Below are 17,729 nucleotides of genomic sequence, written 5' to 3'. Positions count from 1 at the left end.
TGGAACATCAGGGTCATGGTTTGAATGGAACAACTATGGCATTAATCGTTCAAAAATATGGCGGTACCTCAATGGGTACTCCCGAGCGCATTTTAAATGTTGCTCGTCGTGTGAAGCGCTGGCATGACCACGGCCACAAGGTGGTTGTTGTTGTATCAGCGATGAGTGGTGAAACCAACCGCTTACTTGCTTTAGCGAAAGCCATTACCGAAACCCCTGACCCGCGTGAACTTGACCAAATGGTTTCTACCGGTGAACAGGTAACGATTTCGATGTTAGCAATGGCATTGAACTCGATCGGTGTTGAAGCTAAATCTTTGACTGGTCGCCAGGTTGGGATTAAAACCGACAGCGCTTTCACCAAGGCTCGTATTGAAGCGATTGATACCGATGTTTTGACTGAAAACCTAGATGCTGGCCGTGTCATTGTGGTGGCAGGTTTCCAAGGCTTTGATGCCAATGGCAACACAACGACTCTAGGTCGTGGTGGTTCAGATACTTCTGGTGTTGCACTTGCCGCTGCATTAAAAGCTGATGAATGCCAAATTTACACAGATGTAGATGGTGTTTATACAACTGATCCGCGTGTTGCACCAAAAGCGAAAAAAGTTGACCGTATTTCGTTTGAAGAAATGCTGGAAATGGCATCCCTTGGTTCTAAAGTTCTTCAAATTCGTTCAGTTGAATTTGCAGGTAAATACCAAGTGCCATTACGCGTACTTTCAAGCTTCGACAACGACAACGATGGCGCGTTTGATGAAGACTTCAAAAACAACGTCGGAACCCTTATCACTACTGAATTGGAAGACAACATGGAACAGCCAATTATCTCTGGTATCGCGTTTAACCGTGACGAAGCTAAACTGACTATTCTGGGTGTTCCAGACGAACCAGGTATTGCCTCTAAAATTTTAAAACCAATTGGTGATGCCAATATCGAAGTCGATATGATCATCCAAAACGTTGAAGAAGATGGCACCACCGACTTCACGTTCACAGTCAACCGTGGCGAGCTTGCAAAAGCGAAAAAAATCCTTGAAGAAACCGCGCAAGCGATTGGTGCACGTGAAGTAGCGACTCGTGATGACATCGTAAAAGTGTCAATCGTGGGTGTAGGTATGCGTTCACATGCAGGTGTAGCGAGCAAAATGTTTACTGCTCTTGCAGACGAAGGCATTAACATTCTGATGATCTCGACTTCTGAAATTAAAATTTCAGTGATCATTGAAGAAAACTACCTGGAACTTGCGGTACGTTCGCTTCACACTGCATTTGGCTTGGACCGTGAGTCTGGCGAATCAAGCGCACGTGCTTAATGATTGATTTGTAATTTATTGTCGTTGTCTGACATTATTTTGCAAAACTTCATAAAAAATCAGAGCCACTATAGTTTTTTTTATAGTGGCTCTGTTATATTAAGGGCGAGGATTTATAGAAAATTTAAATAGATGATAATCCCAACCAAGATGGTGCGTGGTGATCTGTTCGATTTTCTCTTGTGATTTCAAGTTGTGTTTCAACATACATTCTAAATTGAATGCACGTTTAGCGTTTTGCAAGGAGATAAACATGCTGATTCTGACTCGCCGTGTCGGAGAAACTTTGATGATTGGAGACCAAGTCAGCGTGACTGTGCTTGGCGTAAAGGGCAACCAGGTACGTATTGGGGTGAATGCGCCAAAGGAAGTTTCTGTCCACCGTGAAGAAATTTACCAGCGTATTCAGCATGAACGTGCAATGCATGAGCATCTTCAACATATTGACCAGGACTATCAGCCTTCATTTGAAGATGATACCTCTTCTCAGAATAACTTTAATCGTTAATTTCTGCGAAAAATAATAAAGCGGCTCTAGGCCGCTTTTATTTTTTTCTACACTTTTACCGCACTTCACTTAGACATTCTATGTATTTATAAAATATTCTATAAATGTCTTATAGCTCCAGTTCACTCTGTTCCTGCATAGCTGCAATGGCTTTACGCACAGGACCAAAACTGCGTCGATGCTCTTCAATTACCCCATGCAAGGCAATTGCTTCAAAATGTGCTTTGGTTGGATAACCTTTGTGCTTGGCAAAACCAAAGTGTGGGAATTTATGATCCATTTCAACCATCTGATGATCACGAGTTACCTTAGCCAGAATACTTGCTGCTGAAATCTCGGCATGCAGTGCATCCCCACCAATGACAGCATCACAACTCATCGCCAAACCTCGAGGAATCTTGTTGCCATCAACCAGTACATGATCTGGTTGAATATCAAGTGCTTCTATCGCACGACGCATCGCCAGCAATGAAGCCTGCAAAATATTATGTTCATCAATTTCTGCTGCAGATGCTTCGGCAATTGCCCAAGCCAATGCTTTTTCCTGAATTTCAATAAATAACTTCTCACGTTTCTTTTCAGTGAGTTTTTTCGAGTCATTCAGGCCTTCAATCGGATTATTCGGATCAAGAATAACTGCAGCCGCCACCACTGAACCCACCAATGGACCACGCCCTGCCTCATCTACACCTGCAATTCGCATCATATTTCCTTCAATTATTCAGCCCAAATATAAAAGCGGCCAAAGTGGCCGCTCATTTAAGCAAATCTTGCTTAGTTTTTCAAAGTTTCTACAACACAGGCATTCAATGTGCTACTTACCACTTTAGTTACCAAGGTTGCTTGAGAAGTTTTGTCCATTGCAGCAATAACCAGGTCAGCTGCTGTTACGCTAGTAGTCGCTTTCTCAGCTACACATGAACATACTTCGTTTTGTAATTCAGTCTGCTGAGTTTCAGTCATCAACTTAGATGCTGTTTTCCAGTAGGTATTATTGTTGATTTCAGTGACGCATTTTGCTTGCACGCCTACTTTGACTGCAGCCATTGCCAAGCCGTTCGCTGTAGTTGCAGCAGTTGAACCTGTTGTACCATCAGTGGTAACACAAGCAGTTAAAACAAAAGCCATGGGTGCAAGTACAGCTGCTAATTTTTTCACTGTAAATCCTATGTTGTGAATTAAAGATGCACTATTTTGCCGAAAATTAAAGCGTGAATAAATCACTATTTCAGCCCATGGAGTCAGTTGTGCAATTAAACGACGCCCATTGAAAACCCTGACCTATTTCACTAATTCCTGTACACAGCCTTTCAGACTATTCGCTACAGCTTGACGTGCCAACTGGTTTTTCGCTTCTTCATTTACTGTTGCTTTAAGCAAAGTTGATGCCGGCACATCTTTTAAAGCATGTTCACCCACACAATCACAGACATTGTGTTCCAGTTTGGCTTTATTAGTGTCCTGCATCAGATAGGTCGAAACTTTCCAGACTTTGGAGTCTTTGAGTTCTTGCCCACATTGATAGACAATCACTGGCTTTAAAGCTTTTTGAGTCAAACTTATATCGGCATGACTATGTGTCCAGAAAGCCAAAACAGCCATAGATATCGCGATAATATATTTTTTCATGAATTTACTCATTCAACAGAAAAAAGGCGGAGCGAACTCCACCTCTTATATATAGTTTACTTAGACCAATACTTTGATCTTGCTAATCCAGTTGGCCTTGTCTGCTTCACTGATAAATGAGGCTTCAAAAGAATTGATCGCTAACTGTTTTAACTCATCATTGCTTAAATCCAAAGCTTCAGCAATAGCAATGAAATTGTCATTCATATAACCACCGAAATAGGATGGATCATCCGAATTCACAGTGACATGCACGCCCTGCTGTAACAGGCGACGAATATTATGTTGCTGCATATCATCTACCACACAAAGCTTTAAGTTTGACAGTGGGCATACTGTCAGCGGCATTTTTTCTGCAATCAAACGCTGCATCAATGCCGGGTCTTCCTCAGAACGTACACCATGATCAATACGGTTCACTTTCAACAGATCTAAAGCTTCCCAGACATATTCTGCCGGACCTTCTTCACCCGCATGTGCCACAATCAGGAAACCTGCTTCACGCGCTTTAGCAAAGACATATTCAAATTTAGAGGGCGGATGTCCAACTTCACTTGAATCCAGCCCCACCCCAATAATTTGATCTTTATATGGCAAAGCCTGTTCTAGAGTTTCAAATGCTGCTGCTTCACTGAGATGACGCAAAAAACACATGATCAGATGTGAAGTAATACCGAGTTTTTCTGCGGCATCATCACACGCACGTTGCAGACCATTCAGTACCGTTTCGAAAGCAATTCCACGATCGGTATGGGTTTGTGGATCGAAGAACATTTCGGTATGTACAACATTGTCTTCGGCACATTTTTCAAAATATGCCCAGGCCAGATCGTAAAAATCCTGTTCATGAATCAGAACATTGGCACCAGCATAATAAATATCTAAAAAGGATTGCAGATTATGGAAATTATAGGCCTGCCTAACTTCCTCAACCGACTGGTAAGGAATGGCAATCTCATTACGTTGTGCAATTGCAAACATTAACTCAGGTTCAAAAGTACCTTCAATATGCACGTGCAGCTCTGCTTTTGGCATCGCCTGTATTAATTCAAGACGGTTCATCACTACTCCTGATTAAACCTGAGAAAAATAAAAAAGGGCGCAAACTGAGTTTACACCCTTTCTGAATTTGACAAAAATCAGCCACCGAATAGCGCGAATTTCAATGCCCAAAGCACAGCAACAATCCACACCATATACGGTACAGTTGAAGCCTTACCTGTGAGTAATTTAATCAAAGCATAGCTGATAAAACCCATCGCGATACCATCAGCAATTGAATACGTGAATGGCATGAACACGATAGTCAAGAATGCTGGAACAGCTTCTGTGATATCGTCCCAATCAATATGTACGATGCCTTGAATCATCAACACACCCACAAACAAAAGGGCTGGTGCTGTTGCAAAGCTTGGTACAGATTGAGCAAGAGGTGCCAAGAATAAGCAGGCAATAAACAAGAAACCGACAATCACTGCGGTTAAGCCTGTACGACCACCTGCAGCTACACCTGCTGAAGACTCAATATATGGTGTAGTTGAAGACGTACCTAATGCTGCACCTGCCACAATTGCAGATGAGTCAGCAAATAGTGCTTTTTTCAAGCGAGGTAATTTACCATCTTTTAATAAACCTGCGCGGTGAGAAACACCAACAAGAGTACCTGTTGAGTCGAATAAATCGACCAAGAAGAATACGAAGATGACACCGATCAAGCTTGCAGTAAACAAACCCTCAAAGTCCATTTGCATAAAAGTTGGCGCAATTGAAGGTACAGCACCGACCACACCTTTAAATTCGCTCAGGCCCATGGCAGCCGAAATGCCCGTCAGTACTAAAATACTGATGATAATTGCACCACGAACTTTAAAATGATGCATCACAACAACCATTAAGAAACCAAGCAATGCAAGCAATACCGATGGCTGTTTAAGGTCGCCTAGACCAACTAAAGTTGCTGGGTTATCGACAATAATTCCTGCATTTTTCAGCGCAATAAGCGCAAGGAACAAACCAATACCACCACCAATCGCCAGTTTTAAGGACATTGGAATAGCATTGACGATTGCCTCACGTATTTTGAACATACTGATGGCAATAAATACCAGACCTGACACAAAAACGGCGCCCAATGCAGTTTGCCATGGCACACCCATTCCCAGACATACAGAATAGGTAAAGAAAGCGTTCAAGCCCATGCCAGGTGCAAGCGCAATTGGATAGTTTGCTACAAGACCCATCACCAGACAGCCAATTGCGGCTGCAAGACAGGTTGCAACGAAGACAGCCCCATGATCCATCCCTGTTTCGGATAAAATCATTGGATTGACAATAATGATGTAACACATCGTTAAGAATGTCGTTACACCTGCAAGAACTTCTGTACGGAAACTGGTTTTGTTTTCACTCAGTTTGAACAAACGTTCCAGCATGTTTTCGGAAGATGGATTAGGAGTCGTCATGACCTAGCCCCTATTGAGTAAACTTTATGCCTGAGCATTCCATAAAATCCCTATACTTATTAGGTAAAGGATTTTGCGGATGAGTTAGCAACGAATATGCCAGCATCGCTATTCGACGGGTCAAGTAATCTTAAAGCACAGCAAAACAGTAACTATGCACTAAGTACAAAAAAACTAAACAAAAAAGCTGCATAACCTTATGCAGCTCATTAATAAATGAATTGAATCAATTGGTTACAATAACTCAAATCTGATCCAATATTTTGTTTTCAGAATTATAACACATTGATTTTTTATTGTTTCTAAAATTTAACTTTAATTCTCTATTCAATTTTCAACTGTTCAGTCATTTGAAAAGTTCATTGATTTTATGCAGTTAATAGCTCACTCAAGTAGATATCGTCTTAATGACGAATATGCTTACCCTCAATTGCCTGTAAAGAAATCTTGGCATCGGTAATGATGCGGCTTATTTCCTGCTGGCGCCTGTTTTCACTTTGCTTATACACATAGTATCCCAGTACCCCGACCAATAAAGCGCAAACTGGAATTACATAACTTTTCATAATTATAGGCATTCTTTTACATTTTTAAGATTGTATGAATAAATTATCAACTAATCATGTGACAAAGTAGGTGAAATTCTATATAAATTGTAATCAATATTATTAATTTGTAACCTAATTGACTCAGTTTAGCTTTATCAATATCAGTAATTCTGCAATAAAAAAATTATGCTTTTATTGTTAATACAAAGCATTAATCTGCTTAAATATTTTTATTAAAATACACTTCTTTCATAAATCAAAAAATGATTGTTTTATTCATATTTATAGATATTAAAAGCCCTTTCTCCCTTTGGGATGAGAAATATTACTTCGAACAGGGTGAGGAGATTTATTAGAAAAAATCTCTCTCTGAGGAGCATGCTCCGCAAGCCTCCTTGTAGGAGAGGTAATTCCCTTTATAGGGATTCAAAAATGATTTATAAAAAAATCCTATAATTAAAATTAATTATGAAAATCTTAAATAAATATCTATTTCTAGTGAATATTTAATTTAAATAAACTTTAATTGTTTTGAAATAAAGAATGGGGAAAATTGAGTTTCTTACAGCCTTATCTATAAATTTTTCTAAATCAATTTTTCTGACCCATTGTCAAAATCATCGATTAAAACTTGTATATTTTAACTGCTAACTCTCCCATATTTGCCGTTCTACTTTGAAATAGAATAAATTTTATCCTTTAAAATTAATGCTTCTTTTTGTAGCAGAATTCTTATCTGTAAAAAGAAAAAACTTATTTTATGCGCCTTTTTAATGCTTAATTATTCATATATAAAAAAAGATCACCCACAGATGATCTTTTTTTATTAAATAAGACTACCTAAGCAGCGAGTTGTTCATCACGCTTGAATACCAGCTCACCTTTAAGAGAACTCTCTGAATCAAAGTAGTACCCATCAGTATTAAAACCTTTCAGTCCCTCTACGCGATCGATCTGGTTTTCAATAATAAAGCGTGCCATCAGGCCACGTGCTTTCTTGGCATAAAAGCTAATCACTTTATATTTGCCATTTTTCTGATCCAGAAACACAGGCTTGATGATTTCTGCCTGGATTTTACTTTCCTTCACAGATTTATAGTATTCATCAGAAGCAATATTCACCAAAAGTTCTGAATTCGCCGCTGCGAGATCATAATTGATCAGCTCAGTAATGGTATGTCCCCAGAATTCATACAGGTTATGACCACGAGAATTGGCAAGTTTTGTTCCCATCTCTAATCGATATGGCATCATCAGATCCAATGGACGTAACAAACCATATAAGCCGGACAGCATACGCAAATGTTCCTGGGCATAGCTAATATCATGATCTTTTAGATTATAGGCATCCAGACCTGTATAAACATCGCCCTTAAAGGCAAAAATCGCCTGTCGTGCATTTGACAGATCAAACTCTGGCTGCCAGTCACGGAAACGCTCAACATTAAGATTGGCAATTTTTTCACTTACTGACATCAGACTGGAAATTTCTGTTGCTGATAACTTGCTGGCAACTTCTATCAATTCCTGGGAATGTTCCAGCAATCTTGCTTGCGTATGCTGATCTGTTGGTAACGATGATTCGTAGTCGAGGGTCTTTGCAGGGGAAATTAATGCGAGCATAGCCAACCTGGTTAAAAAGTGATTAATCAAACTATATCAGTCGAGTTATTTTAATTCCAATTCATGTTTTTACTTAATACAATCGTTAAAATACGCCTTTCTCCCCTCATTTATCGATTTTCCTATGTCCGAGCAAATTTTCCTTCAGGGTCCTGTGGGACAAATTGAAGTTTTTGTGGATTATCCTCAGGGTGAAGTGAAAGGATTCGCGGTTGTTTGTCACCCCCATCCATTACAAGGCGGTACACCACAACATAAAGTTCCAGTATTGCTGGCACAAATGTTTTTAGAGCGTGGTTGTGTTGTCTATCGTCCAAGTTTCCGTGGTTCTGGTCAAAGTGATGGAATACATGACGAAGGCTATGGTGAAACTGATGATGTACTTGAAGTGATTAAATTCGCTCGTACTCAACATATTGGCTTGCCATTCTATGCAGGTGGCTTTAGTTTCGGTGCGCATGTCATGGCCAAAAGCTATGCCACGCTACCTATAGAATTACAGCCTAAACAGACTGTTTTATGCGGTTTGCCAACCGCCACCGTAGCAGGTTTACGCCACTATGTAACACCGCATATTAAAGGTGACATTCTGTTCCTACATGGTGAAGCCGATGATGTAACCCTGTTGTCGGATCTGATTGAATGGGCTAAACCACAGCGTCATTTGTTGACCATTTTACCAGGTGCCAATCATTTCTTTACTGGTTACCTCAAACAGTTGCGTATTGCGATTACGCGCTTTTTAATGCTGTAAAAATTCCATAATTAAAAAAAAGCGGCTCAATGGCCGCTTTTTTTAATTTTTCCATTCGAATTCACTAAAGCTTTCTTGCTCTTTGAGTGAAGCTTCTACGGCCTGTGCCAGTTGATTAAGAAGGCTTTGTTCTGTAATCCGATCCAGCCAGTCTTGTTCTTCATCTGGATAAGATACAATCTCACAGACAAAATGCCCTTCACTGTCACGACTTTCACAACTCACCGAAAGTGGCAATGCGTGTTCATCTACTGCAACAGCAACCTGTCCACCACTTTGTGGCAGGGTTTGAAAGCCATATTTTCCTAGTTCATCAGCAAGAAATTGCGCGACATACTCTTGGGTCTCACGACTATCCTGTAATTGCTGTTGGCTTTGAGTATTGGCAATAAATTTTAATTTTCGCATCGCTACATCCAAATGGCTTTTTTCTTGTATGGGTTTAGCATAAGCCAATATAAACAAAACAGCCAAGCAAAAGCTTGGCTGTTTCACATAAATTTAAGGATTATTCTGTCACTTTAATCGCCAGACCAGCCTGAGATGTCAGTGCAGTAAAGGTTGGGAAGCTGGTCGCGACTGTTTCAGTCCCGACAATCTTGATTTCACCTGAGTTACGCAGACCTGCAATCGAGAAACTCATTGCGATACGGTGATCATGATGCGATTCAATTTCACCACCGGTAAAGATTGGTGACCAGTCACCTGCCTTGCCTTTACCTTCAATGATGATGCCATCTTCAGTTGGGGTACAGTCAATACCCATGGTTTTTAAACCATCCGCCATGACCTGAATACGGTCTGACTCTTTCACGCGAAGCTCTGCAGCACCGGTCAAAATCGTCTGACCTTCGGCACATGCCGCTGCAATGAATAATGCAGGGAATTCATCAATGGCCAATGGCACCTGATCTTCTGGCATATGAATACCTTTTAAGGTACGAGTACCACGAATACGAATGTCTGCAATTGGCTCACCGCCCGCAATACGCTCGTTTTCAACCGTAATGTCCGCACCCATTTGCTTCAGAATTTCAATGACACCAGTACGGGTTGGGTTAATACCTACAGCTTCTAAAGTCACGTCTGCATTTTCAGTGATTGCCGCACCCACCATAAAGAAGGCAGCAGATGAAATGTCTGATGGGACCTGGATATTGGTGCCGACCAATTTTCCGCCACCTTGTAATGAAATCCGGTTACCTTCAGTTTTCACTTCATAACCAAAGGCACGCAGCATACGTTCAGTATGGTCACGTGTTGGTTCAGGCTCAGTCACCGAAGTTTCACCCTCAGCCCAAAGACCTGCCAGTAAAATCCCTGATTTCACCTGAGCTGATGCCATTGGCAAGTCGTACTGGATCCCTTTCAGGTTTTGATTGCCTGTAATGGATACCGGCGGGGTACCACGTTCACCTGTAGTCTGAATCTGTGCACCCATTTCACGCAAAGGCTTGGCAATACGCTCCATTGGACGCTTGGACAATGATGCATCGCCTGTCATTACTGAATCAAATTTTTGTGCAGCCAGCATACCGGACAGCAAACGCATTGATGTACCTGAGTTGCCCATATACAGCGCAGACTGTGGTACTTTAAGGCCGTGCATCCCCACACCATGAATCGTCACTTCACCATTTTTAGGACCTTCAATACTCACGCCCATATCACGGAAAGCTTGCAGAGTCGCTAAAGCATCTTCCCCTTCAAGGAAACCGGTCACATGCGTAGTGCCTTCAGCGATGGCACCAAACATGATGGAACGGTGTGACACAGATTTGTCACCTGGCACGGTAAATTTGCCCTGGAATTTCTTGGCGCCCGGCTGAATGGTAAATTGTTGTGTCACTTGATTTTTCTCCATGAAAGGTTTCTTGGCAAGCATATGGTTGAAATGCTGGCGAGCTGCCTGCGCATGTCCCAGTAAGCCCATCAATGCTTGGGAATCTTCGTCTTCAATCAGCTTGCGGATAATTTCTAGCTGAGCCTCAAAGCCATCTACAGCATTCAGAATTGCTTTTTTGTTGGCAAAAAAGATGTCATGCCACATTTGTGGATCACTGGCTGCAATTCGGGAAAAGTCCCGAAAGCCGCCCGCAGCATAACGAAAAATATCTAAATTGTCTTCACGCTTGGCCAGTTGTTCGACCAGGTTAAAGGCCATCAGATGCGGAAGATGACTGGTATGCGCCAGCACTTCATCATGCTTTTCCACATCCATGCAAATCACTTCCGCTTTTGCCGCCTGCCACAGTTGAATCAGTTTATCGACTGCCCACGCTGCACTGGTCGGCAACGGCGTCAAAATCACTTTATGATTGGCAAACAGATCAACTTTGCCTGCATGCACACCCGTATGTTCTGCACCGGCAATCGGATGACCCGGTACAAAACCTGCAGGTAATGCATCACCAAAAACCGCTTTGGCCGCCTCAACTACATTGCCCTTTGTGCTACCCACATCGGTAATAATGGCACCTTCAGCCAGATAAGGCTGAATCGTTTCCAATACTTTTTGCGTAGCACGTACGGGTAAAGCCAGGACGATCAGGTCTGCACCTTTGACAGCTTCTACAGGATCTGCATAGCCTTCGGAAATTAATCCCAAGGCTTTGGCATCTTCCAGCGTTTTTTGCGAGCGGGTCGATGCCACGATGTCATTGGCTAAATGTTCAGCCTCAATCACACGTGCCAGACTTGAACCAATCAGTCCAAGTCCAATAAAGGCAACTTTTTCAAACAGTGGCTGCGACATAACTTAAGCTTTTGCCTCTAAGCCAAGTACTTTGCCGAGTGCAGCAAGGAATTTGGCATTTTCAGCTTCGGTACCAATCGATACGCGCAAGTGGTTAGCAATACCCACTGGACGCACAATCACACCTTGCTTTAATAAACCATTAAAGGTTTCAGCAGGATCTGCTTGAACATCGACCAGGATGAAGTTGGCACGAGATGGCACATAGTTTAGACCTAGAGCTTTAAAACCCGCTTCAAGCTGTGCCATACCTGCCTTGTTCACTTCACGAGATTTTTCGATGAAGGCTTCATCTTTCAGTGCAGCAACTGCAGCCACCATCGCCAAATGGTTAACGTTAAATGGCTGACGGATACGGTTTAAATAGTCCGTTACTTCAACCGATGCCAATGCAAAACCAACACGCAGTGCAGCCAGACCATAACACTTAGACAAAGTACGGCTGACAATCAGGTTAGGATACTGCTTCAGGAATTTCAGGCTATTGAAGTTTTCCGGGAAATATTCCACATACGCTTCATCCAGCACTACGATCACATTTGCCGGCACTTTCTGCATGAACGCTTCAAATTCAGCTTCTTCAAACCAGGTGCCTGTCGGATTATTTGGATTGGCAATAAAGATCAGCTTGGTATTGTCTTTAATTGCAGCCGCCATGGCCTCAAGATCATGCGAGAAGCCTTTTGCTGGTACTTCAATCGCTTCAGCATGGATCGCTTGAGTTACCAGAGCATATACTGCAAATGCATGCTGGCTGTAAATCACAGAATCGCTTGAAGAAACGAATGCGCGGGCAAACATTTCCAGTAAGTCGTTTGAACCGTTGCCCAAAGTAATCTGGTCATGATTAAAACCAAATTGCTCTTTGATCTGGTCTTTCAGGATAAAACCACCACCATCTGGATAACGACCAATTTCTGCCAGTTCTGCAGTGACTGCTTCTTTGACTTTATCTGAACAGCCCAACGGGTTTTCATTTGAAGCAAGTTTCACGATATCGGTGATCCCTAACTCACGTTCAAGTTCACTGATTGGCTTACCTGGCTGGTATGGCTTTAACTTTGAGATGCCTTGATTGGCTGGCACGAACGACATTTTATACTTCCGATTTACGTGTGAAACAGTGGTCAGCACCCTCGCACTGACCACAAATGGCTGACTTAAAGTACAGCTTGAGGATATGAACCCAATACGCGAACTTCTTTCACCAATGGGCGAATTTCTTCAATCGCAGCTTTAACATGTTCCTGATCGATATGACCTTCCAGATCGATAAAGAATACATAAGCCCATTTTTCAGGAAGTGCAGGACGAGTTTCAATACTTGTTAGACTAATGTTGTGCTTGGCAAATGGTGCCAGAATTTCTAGCAATGCACCGGCGCGGTCATGCGCTGATACCAGCAGTGAAGTTTTGTCATTACCGCTTTGTGGCACTTTCTCGCGACCAATCACCAGGAAACGTGTCGTATTTTCCGGATTGTCCTCGATATTGCTGTGCATAATCTCAAGATTATAGATGTTTGCAGCAATTTCAGAGGCAATTGCGGCAGAATGCCATTCATTCTGAATACGGCGCGCTGCTTCGGCATTTGAACTCAGTGCGACACGCTCAACACCTGGATAATGGGCATCTAACCATTTACGGCATTGTGCCAAAGTTTGCTGATGCGCATAAATCTGCTTGATACTGTCTTTACGGGTATTTTCAGAGATCAGGAACTGATGATGAATTGGCAATTCCACTTCACCAATCACATTCAAATGCGAAGTTTTGAAACAGTCTAAAGTATGGTTCACCACACCTTCAGACGAGTTTTCAACTGGTACCAGACCATAATGCGCACTTCCCGCTTCTACTTCACGGAACACTTCATCAATGGTGGGCAATGGACGTACTACAGCATCATGCCCAAAATGTTTCAATACTGCTGAATGCGTATAGGTACCCACAGGCCCCAGGAAAGCAATACTTTGTGGTGCTTCGAGCGCTAAACATGCCGACATGATTTCACGGAACAGACGTGCCATGGTGGTATCAGACAGTGGCCCCTCATTACGTTCCATAACATTACGCAAAACCTGCGCTTCACGTTCAGGACGGTAAAACAGTGGATTCTCTTCTGAAGCAAACTTTGCTTTTGCTACAGCTTCTGCCAAACGCGCACGGCGATTAATCAATTGCTGAATTTGCTGATCAACTGAATCGATATCTTCACGAATCTTAGCCAAATCAAGAGAAGTCGTAGTGTTTTGATCGTCGTTGATCATTGTTATGTCGCCCTTCATAAACCGTAACTGTTTCAGTATAACAATAGTAAGCTTTCAAATGTTACGCAATATGACTTTGTCTTTTAAAAGTCAGTTATTTATGCGTTGCCTAACCACTCATCGCATCTGCAATGTTTGGTAACATTTTCCACAGCGTATTCAGCAAAAGTTACATTATCAAATTGTAAAGTTTGCGTTTGCATCTTAACTGATTTTAGGATGGATGAATTATCATTATTTCTTAATCTATATAACGATTTTAACCATAAGAAAAATCATGCAAAGACTTAAAATTCAGCAATAGAAAGACGTTGCTAGATAATCAATAGTTCATTTTAAAATTACCGCTTAACCTCCTGCACATATGCTTTTTTTACTTGTTTTAACAGAGATTTTTACATTTAACATGTATTTATTTACAAAGCAGGGACGATTTTTAAACCTTATCCCGCTAGTCTGTTCAAAACTTAGGCAGGAGCAAATACATGCCAAAAAGAATAGCTGTGCTCGTCACTCATAACTTTGATGATCAGGAATATTTTGAACCTGTAGAAGCCTTTCGTGCTGCCAGTCACAGTATCTGCAATATTGACCATGGAGTTGGAAAGGTTATATATGGTCAGAAACATACAGCTTCAGTGACCATAGATGAAAGTATTGACCAGATCTGTGTCGATGATTTTGACGCCCTACTGATTCCAGGTGGAGAATCTCCCCTGACCTTCACTTCAGATGCTGTCGTTCTAAAGTTGATTCAGGAATTTAATGCAGCCAATAAAACCATCTTTAGCATCTGCGATGCTTCATTATTACTCGGTGCAGCTGACGTGCTGAAGGACCGGATTATTACCAGTATTCGTGACCATGCGCACTGGCTGCAAGATGCAGGCGGTCGTTATTATGATGCAGAACTGGTCAATGATAATAACCAGTTGATCTCTTCACGTGCACCAGACGATTTACCTGTGTTTATTGATGAGTGCCTAGAAGTATTAAGGTCTTAAAATATGAAAAATGTCATTTGCTCCCTTACATAAAAATGAGCCCTTATAGGCTCACTTTTACTTTATAGCGAATAAAATACTTTTAGCGACCTAATAGGCTACGTGCCACGATTTCTTTCATGATCTCGTTCGTACCACCATAAATCCTTTGGATACGCGCATCGACAAAGAAACGGGAAATCGGATATTCAGTCATATAGCCATAGCCCCCAAACAGCTGGAGCAAATTGTCCGCAATTTTCATCTGCATGTCAGTTGAAAAACTTTTTAAGGCTGCTGCAGTTTCAACATTCAGCTTGCCCTGCATATATAACTCAACATTCTGGTTATAAAATGCCGCTGTTGCCAGTTCATCAATCTTGGCCTGTGCCAGTACAAAGCGAGTGTTCTGGAATTGGCCCACTGCCTGACCAAAGGCTTGACGTTCTTTGACATAGGTCGTGGTGATATCAATTGAACCACGAATCGCGCCCAAAGCCGTAGCCGCAATCGCAGTGCGCTCACGTGGCAGTTCTTGCATCAGATATGCAAAGCCTTGGCCTGGTTGACCGAGTAACTGATCTTTTGGCACTTTGACATTATCAAAAAACAGCTCAGAGGTATCTTGCGAGTGCAGGCCAATCTTGTCCAGATTGGTGCCTTTCTTGAAACCTTCCAGATGAGTATCTACTAAAAGCAGTGAAACACCTTTGGCACGTGCCTGTGGATCGGTTTTTACAGCCAGCACCACCAGATCGGCATGCTGACCATTCGAAATAAAAGTTTTGGAACCATTTAACAGATAATGGTCGTCCTGCAAAATGGCACTGGTTCGAATTGCCTGCAAGTCAGAACCCGCACCTGGTTCAGTCATACCGATGGCACCGACCACCTCACCGGTTACCATTTTAGGCAGCCAGTATTTCTTCTGTTCTTCAGTGGCGATATGCAGGATATAGGGTGCAGCAATATCCGAGTGACATGACAAACCAATAGAGAGTGCACTAAATCCTGCACGTGCAGACTCTTCGAGTAACATTAAGGAGTAATGGGTTGGCACACCATAGCCCCCATATTCTTCTGGAACATCCACACAAAGAAAGCCATTTTCACCCAGCGCATTCCATACCGAACGTGGAATCTTGCCCTCACGTTCCCATTGCTCATAGTGCGGTGCAATCTGTTCGCTCATAAAGCGTTTAAAGTTATCGCGGAATAATTCCAGGTCTGCATCATATGCCAGCATTGTTCTATCCTTGTGGTGTTTATCATTATATTTCCACAGACAGGCTAGCGATTTTTAAGGTCAGTGTCATGCGCTAATACGATTTTTTTTCAAACTTTATAGTCAATTTATTTTAATAAAAATTTAAAAAAAGGAAGCCGAAGCTTCCTTTTTTTAAACAGACTGAAATCAGTGAGATTTAACGCCTTCTTGCTGCATTAATTCATCAATTTCTGCCGGATTGTTTAATGCATAATCCAGTTTTTCTTTGTCCAGCTGACCGACCCATTTTGCAACAACCAGAGTCGCCAATGAGTTACCAATCAGGTTAGTCAAAGCACGTGCTTCAGACATGAAACGGTCGATACCCAGAATCAGTGCCAAGCCCGCTACCGGAATATGACCTACTGCAGACAGGGTTGCAGCCATTACGATAAAGCCAGAACCTGTTACACCTGCTGCACCTTTAGATGAAATCAATAGCACAAGAAGCAAGGTAATCTGATGAGATAGATCTAGCTGGGTATTGGTTGCCTGAGCGATGAAGACTGCCGCCATGGTCAGGTAAATAGAAGTCCCGTCCAGGTTGAAAGAATAACCTGTTGGAATAACCAGACCGACTACCGATTTTTCTGCACCTGCCAGTTCCAGCTTTTTCAGCATACGCGGCAATACAGATTCAGAGGATGAAGTACCCAGTACAATCAGCAATTCTTCGCGGATCAGACGGATCATTTTCATGATACTAAAACCGGTGAAACGTGCAATCGAACCGAGAATAATGAAAATAAACAGGATACAGGTGATATAGAAGCACAGAATCAATTGACCCAGCTGCGCCAGTGTACCGATACCATATTTACCGATCGTAAATGCCATGGCACCGAACGCACCGATAGGTGCAAGTTTCATGATCATGTTCACGATGTTAAAGAATACATGTGAAATCTGGTCAATGAACTTCAATACTGGCTTACCATTATCACCCAGCTGATGCAGGGCAAAACCAAACAGGAGAGCAAATAGCAGTACCTGAAGGATTTCCCCTTCAGCAAATGCACCCACTACCGTATTTGGAATGATATTCATGAAGAAATCGATGGTCGATTGTGACTCACCTGATGCAACATATTTCGAGATACCTTCCGTATCCAGAGTTGCTGGATCAACGTTCATACCAACACCAGGTTTGGCAATATTGATCACGAGCAGACCGATCACCAAGGCAATCGTCGATACGATTTCAAAGTATAGTAAAGCAATACCACCTGTCTTGCCGACAGATTTCATGCTTTCCATACCTGCAATACCACTCACTACCGTACAGAAAATTACTGGTGCGATAATCATTTTGATCAGGCGGATAAAGCCATCACCCAATGGTTTCAGCTGTTCGCCCAAACCAGGAACATATTGCTCAGCACCATTGATAATTTGCGTACCGCTTGGTGAGAAGTGACCCACGAGGATACCGGCAATAATGGCAACAATCACTTGAAAATAAAGTGACTTATAAATAGGTTTTTTAGCCATGACCTTAGTTCACAATATACTTCTAACAAGAAGCAATATTCAGTTTTCACTTATTTAAGAAAATAAGCATCCAATACTTCATTGCCTTAAACAAAAAAGTGCTTACGTATCAAGAAATTAATC

The 17,729-nt window shown here is 42.0% G+C and carries 17 protein-coding genes; 4 read left to right on the top strand and 13 right to left on the bottom strand.

Annotated elements, in window-relative coordinates; genetic code table 11:
• Nucleotides 1–35: 35 nt before the first annotated feature.
• Both F955_RS06320 and csrA read left to right on the top strand, forming a co-directional pair.
• Complete coding sequence (locus F955_RS06320; protein WP_004892566.1) at nucleotides 36–1,316, top strand: aspartate kinase; 1,281 nt, start codon at nucleotides 36–38, stop codon at nucleotides 1,314–1,316.
• 253 nt (nucleotides 1,317–1,569) lie between these two features.
• Entirely contained in the window at nucleotides 1,570–1,824 is a 255-nt protein-coding gene (gene csrA, locus F955_RS06315; protein WP_004892562.1) for a carbon storage regulator CsrA, read from the top strand.
• A gap of 109 nt (nucleotides 1,825–1,933) precedes the next feature.
• Here csrA and rnhB read toward each other — a convergent pair whose 3' ends face one another.
• From rnhB to yaaA, 7 genes are all read right to left on the bottom strand, one after another.
• Entirely contained in the window at nucleotides 1,934–2,527 is a 594-nt protein-coding gene (gene rnhB / locus F955_RS06310; protein WP_004892558.1) for a ribonuclease HII, read from the bottom strand.
• Between the two features lie 71 nt (nucleotides 2,528–2,598).
• A complete protein-coding gene (locus F955_RS06305) occupies nucleotides 2,599–2,982 on the bottom strand; it encodes a hypothetical protein (protein ID WP_004892554.1) in 384 nt (127 codons plus the stop codon).
• A gap of 123 nt (nucleotides 2,983–3,105) precedes the next feature.
• The gene (locus F955_RS06300) at nucleotides 3,106–3,453 is read right to left on the bottom strand and encodes a hypothetical protein (protein ID WP_004892551.1); all 348 of its coding nucleotides are present in this window, start codon (nucleotides 3,451–3,453) and stop codon (nucleotides 3,106–3,108) included.
• Nucleotides 3,454–3,513: 60 nt separating this feature from the next.
• Complete coding sequence (locus F955_RS06295) at nucleotides 3,514–4,515, bottom strand: adenosine deaminase (protein WP_004892547.1); 1,002 nt, start codon at nucleotides 4,513–4,515, stop codon at nucleotides 3,514–3,516.
• A gap of 77 nt (nucleotides 4,516–4,592) precedes the next feature.
• Nucleotides 4,593–5,915 (bottom strand): NCS2 family permease, encoded by a 1,323-nt coding sequence (locus F955_RS06290; protein ID WP_004892544.1) that lies wholly within the window; start codon nucleotides 5,913–5,915, stop codon nucleotides 4,593–4,595.
• A 404-nt stretch (nucleotides 5,916–6,319) separates the two neighbouring features.
• Nucleotides 6,320–6,481 (bottom strand): hypothetical protein, encoded by a 162-nt coding sequence (locus F955_RS16575; RefSeq protein WP_155756525.1) that lies wholly within the window; start codon nucleotides 6,479–6,481, stop codon nucleotides 6,320–6,322.
• Between the two features lie 822 nt (nucleotides 6,482–7,303).
• Nucleotides 7,304–8,086: a peroxide stress protein YaaA gene (gene yaaA, locus F955_RS06285; RefSeq protein ID WP_004892538.1), complete on the bottom strand. Its 783-nt coding sequence runs from the start codon at nucleotides 8,084–8,086 to the stop codon at nucleotides 7,304–7,306.
• Between the two features lie 124 nt (nucleotides 8,087–8,210).
• Here yaaA and F955_RS06280 point away from each other — a divergent pair, with 124 nt between their 5' ends.
• Nucleotides 8,211–8,840, top strand: coding sequence for an alpha/beta hydrolase (locus F955_RS06280; RefSeq protein WP_004892534.1), 630 nt, complete (start codon nucleotides 8,211–8,213; stop codon nucleotides 8,838–8,840).
• Between the two features lie 42 nt (nucleotides 8,841–8,882).
• Here F955_RS06280 and F955_RS06275 read toward each other — a convergent pair whose 3' ends face one another.
• The 4 genes from F955_RS06275 to pheA all read right to left on the bottom strand — a co-directional run bounded on the left by F955_RS06275 (nucleotide 8,883) and on the right by pheA (nucleotide 13,865).
• Nucleotides 8,883–9,248 carry a hypothetical protein gene (locus F955_RS06275; protein WP_004892531.1) on the bottom strand — a complete coding sequence of 122 codons (366 nt, stop codon included), beginning with the start codon at nucleotides 9,246–9,248 and terminating at the stop codon, nucleotides 8,883–8,885.
• 100 nt (nucleotides 9,249–9,348) lie between these two features.
• A complete protein-coding gene (locus F955_RS06270) occupies nucleotides 9,349–11,595 on the bottom strand; it encodes a bifunctional prephenate dehydrogenase/3-phosphoshikimate 1-carboxyvinyltransferase (protein ID WP_004892528.1) in 2,247 nt (748 codons plus the stop codon).
• Between the two features lie 3 nt (nucleotides 11,596–11,598).
• Entirely contained in the window at nucleotides 11,599–12,690 is a 1,092-nt protein-coding gene (gene hisC, locus F955_RS06265) for a histidinol-phosphate transaminase (RefSeq protein WP_004892525.1), read from the bottom strand.
• 65 nt (nucleotides 12,691–12,755) lie between these two features.
• Nucleotides 12,756–13,865: a prephenate dehydratase gene (gene pheA, locus F955_RS06260; RefSeq protein ID WP_004892523.1), complete on the bottom strand. Its 1,110-nt coding sequence runs from the start codon at nucleotides 13,863–13,865 to the stop codon at nucleotides 12,756–12,758.
• Between the two features lie 485 nt (nucleotides 13,866–14,350).
• On the opposite strand from pheA, the gene F955_RS06255 reads away from it, so the two are divergent.
• On the top strand, nucleotides 14,351–14,869 hold the full coding sequence (locus tag F955_RS06255) for a DJ-1/PfpI family protein (protein WP_004892519.1): 519 nt from the start codon (nucleotides 14,351–14,353) through the stop codon (nucleotides 14,867–14,869).
• 82 nt (nucleotides 14,870–14,951) lie between these two features.
• Here F955_RS06255 and F955_RS06250 read toward each other — a convergent pair whose 3' ends face one another.
• Nucleotides 14,952–16,094, bottom strand: a complete 1,143-nt coding sequence (locus F955_RS06250; RefSeq protein WP_004815368.1) for an acyl-CoA dehydrogenase family protein — start codon at nucleotides 16,092–16,094, stop codon at nucleotides 14,952–14,954.
• Between the two features lie 168 nt (nucleotides 16,095–16,262).
• Nucleotides 16,263–17,606, bottom strand: a complete 1,344-nt coding sequence (locus tag F955_RS06245; RefSeq protein ID WP_004892515.1) for a dicarboxylate/amino acid:cation symporter — start codon at nucleotides 17,604–17,606, stop codon at nucleotides 16,263–16,265.
• Nucleotides 17,607–17,729 lie beyond the last annotated feature (123 nt).

The organism is Acinetobacter schindleri CIP 107287 (genome assembly GCF_000368625.1).
Taxonomy (GTDB): Bacteria; Pseudomonadota; Gammaproteobacteria; order Pseudomonadales; family Moraxellaceae; genus Acinetobacter; species Acinetobacter schindleri.
Note: the sequence above shows the minus strand (reverse complement) of the source record. Positions and strands in the feature narration are given on the sequence as shown.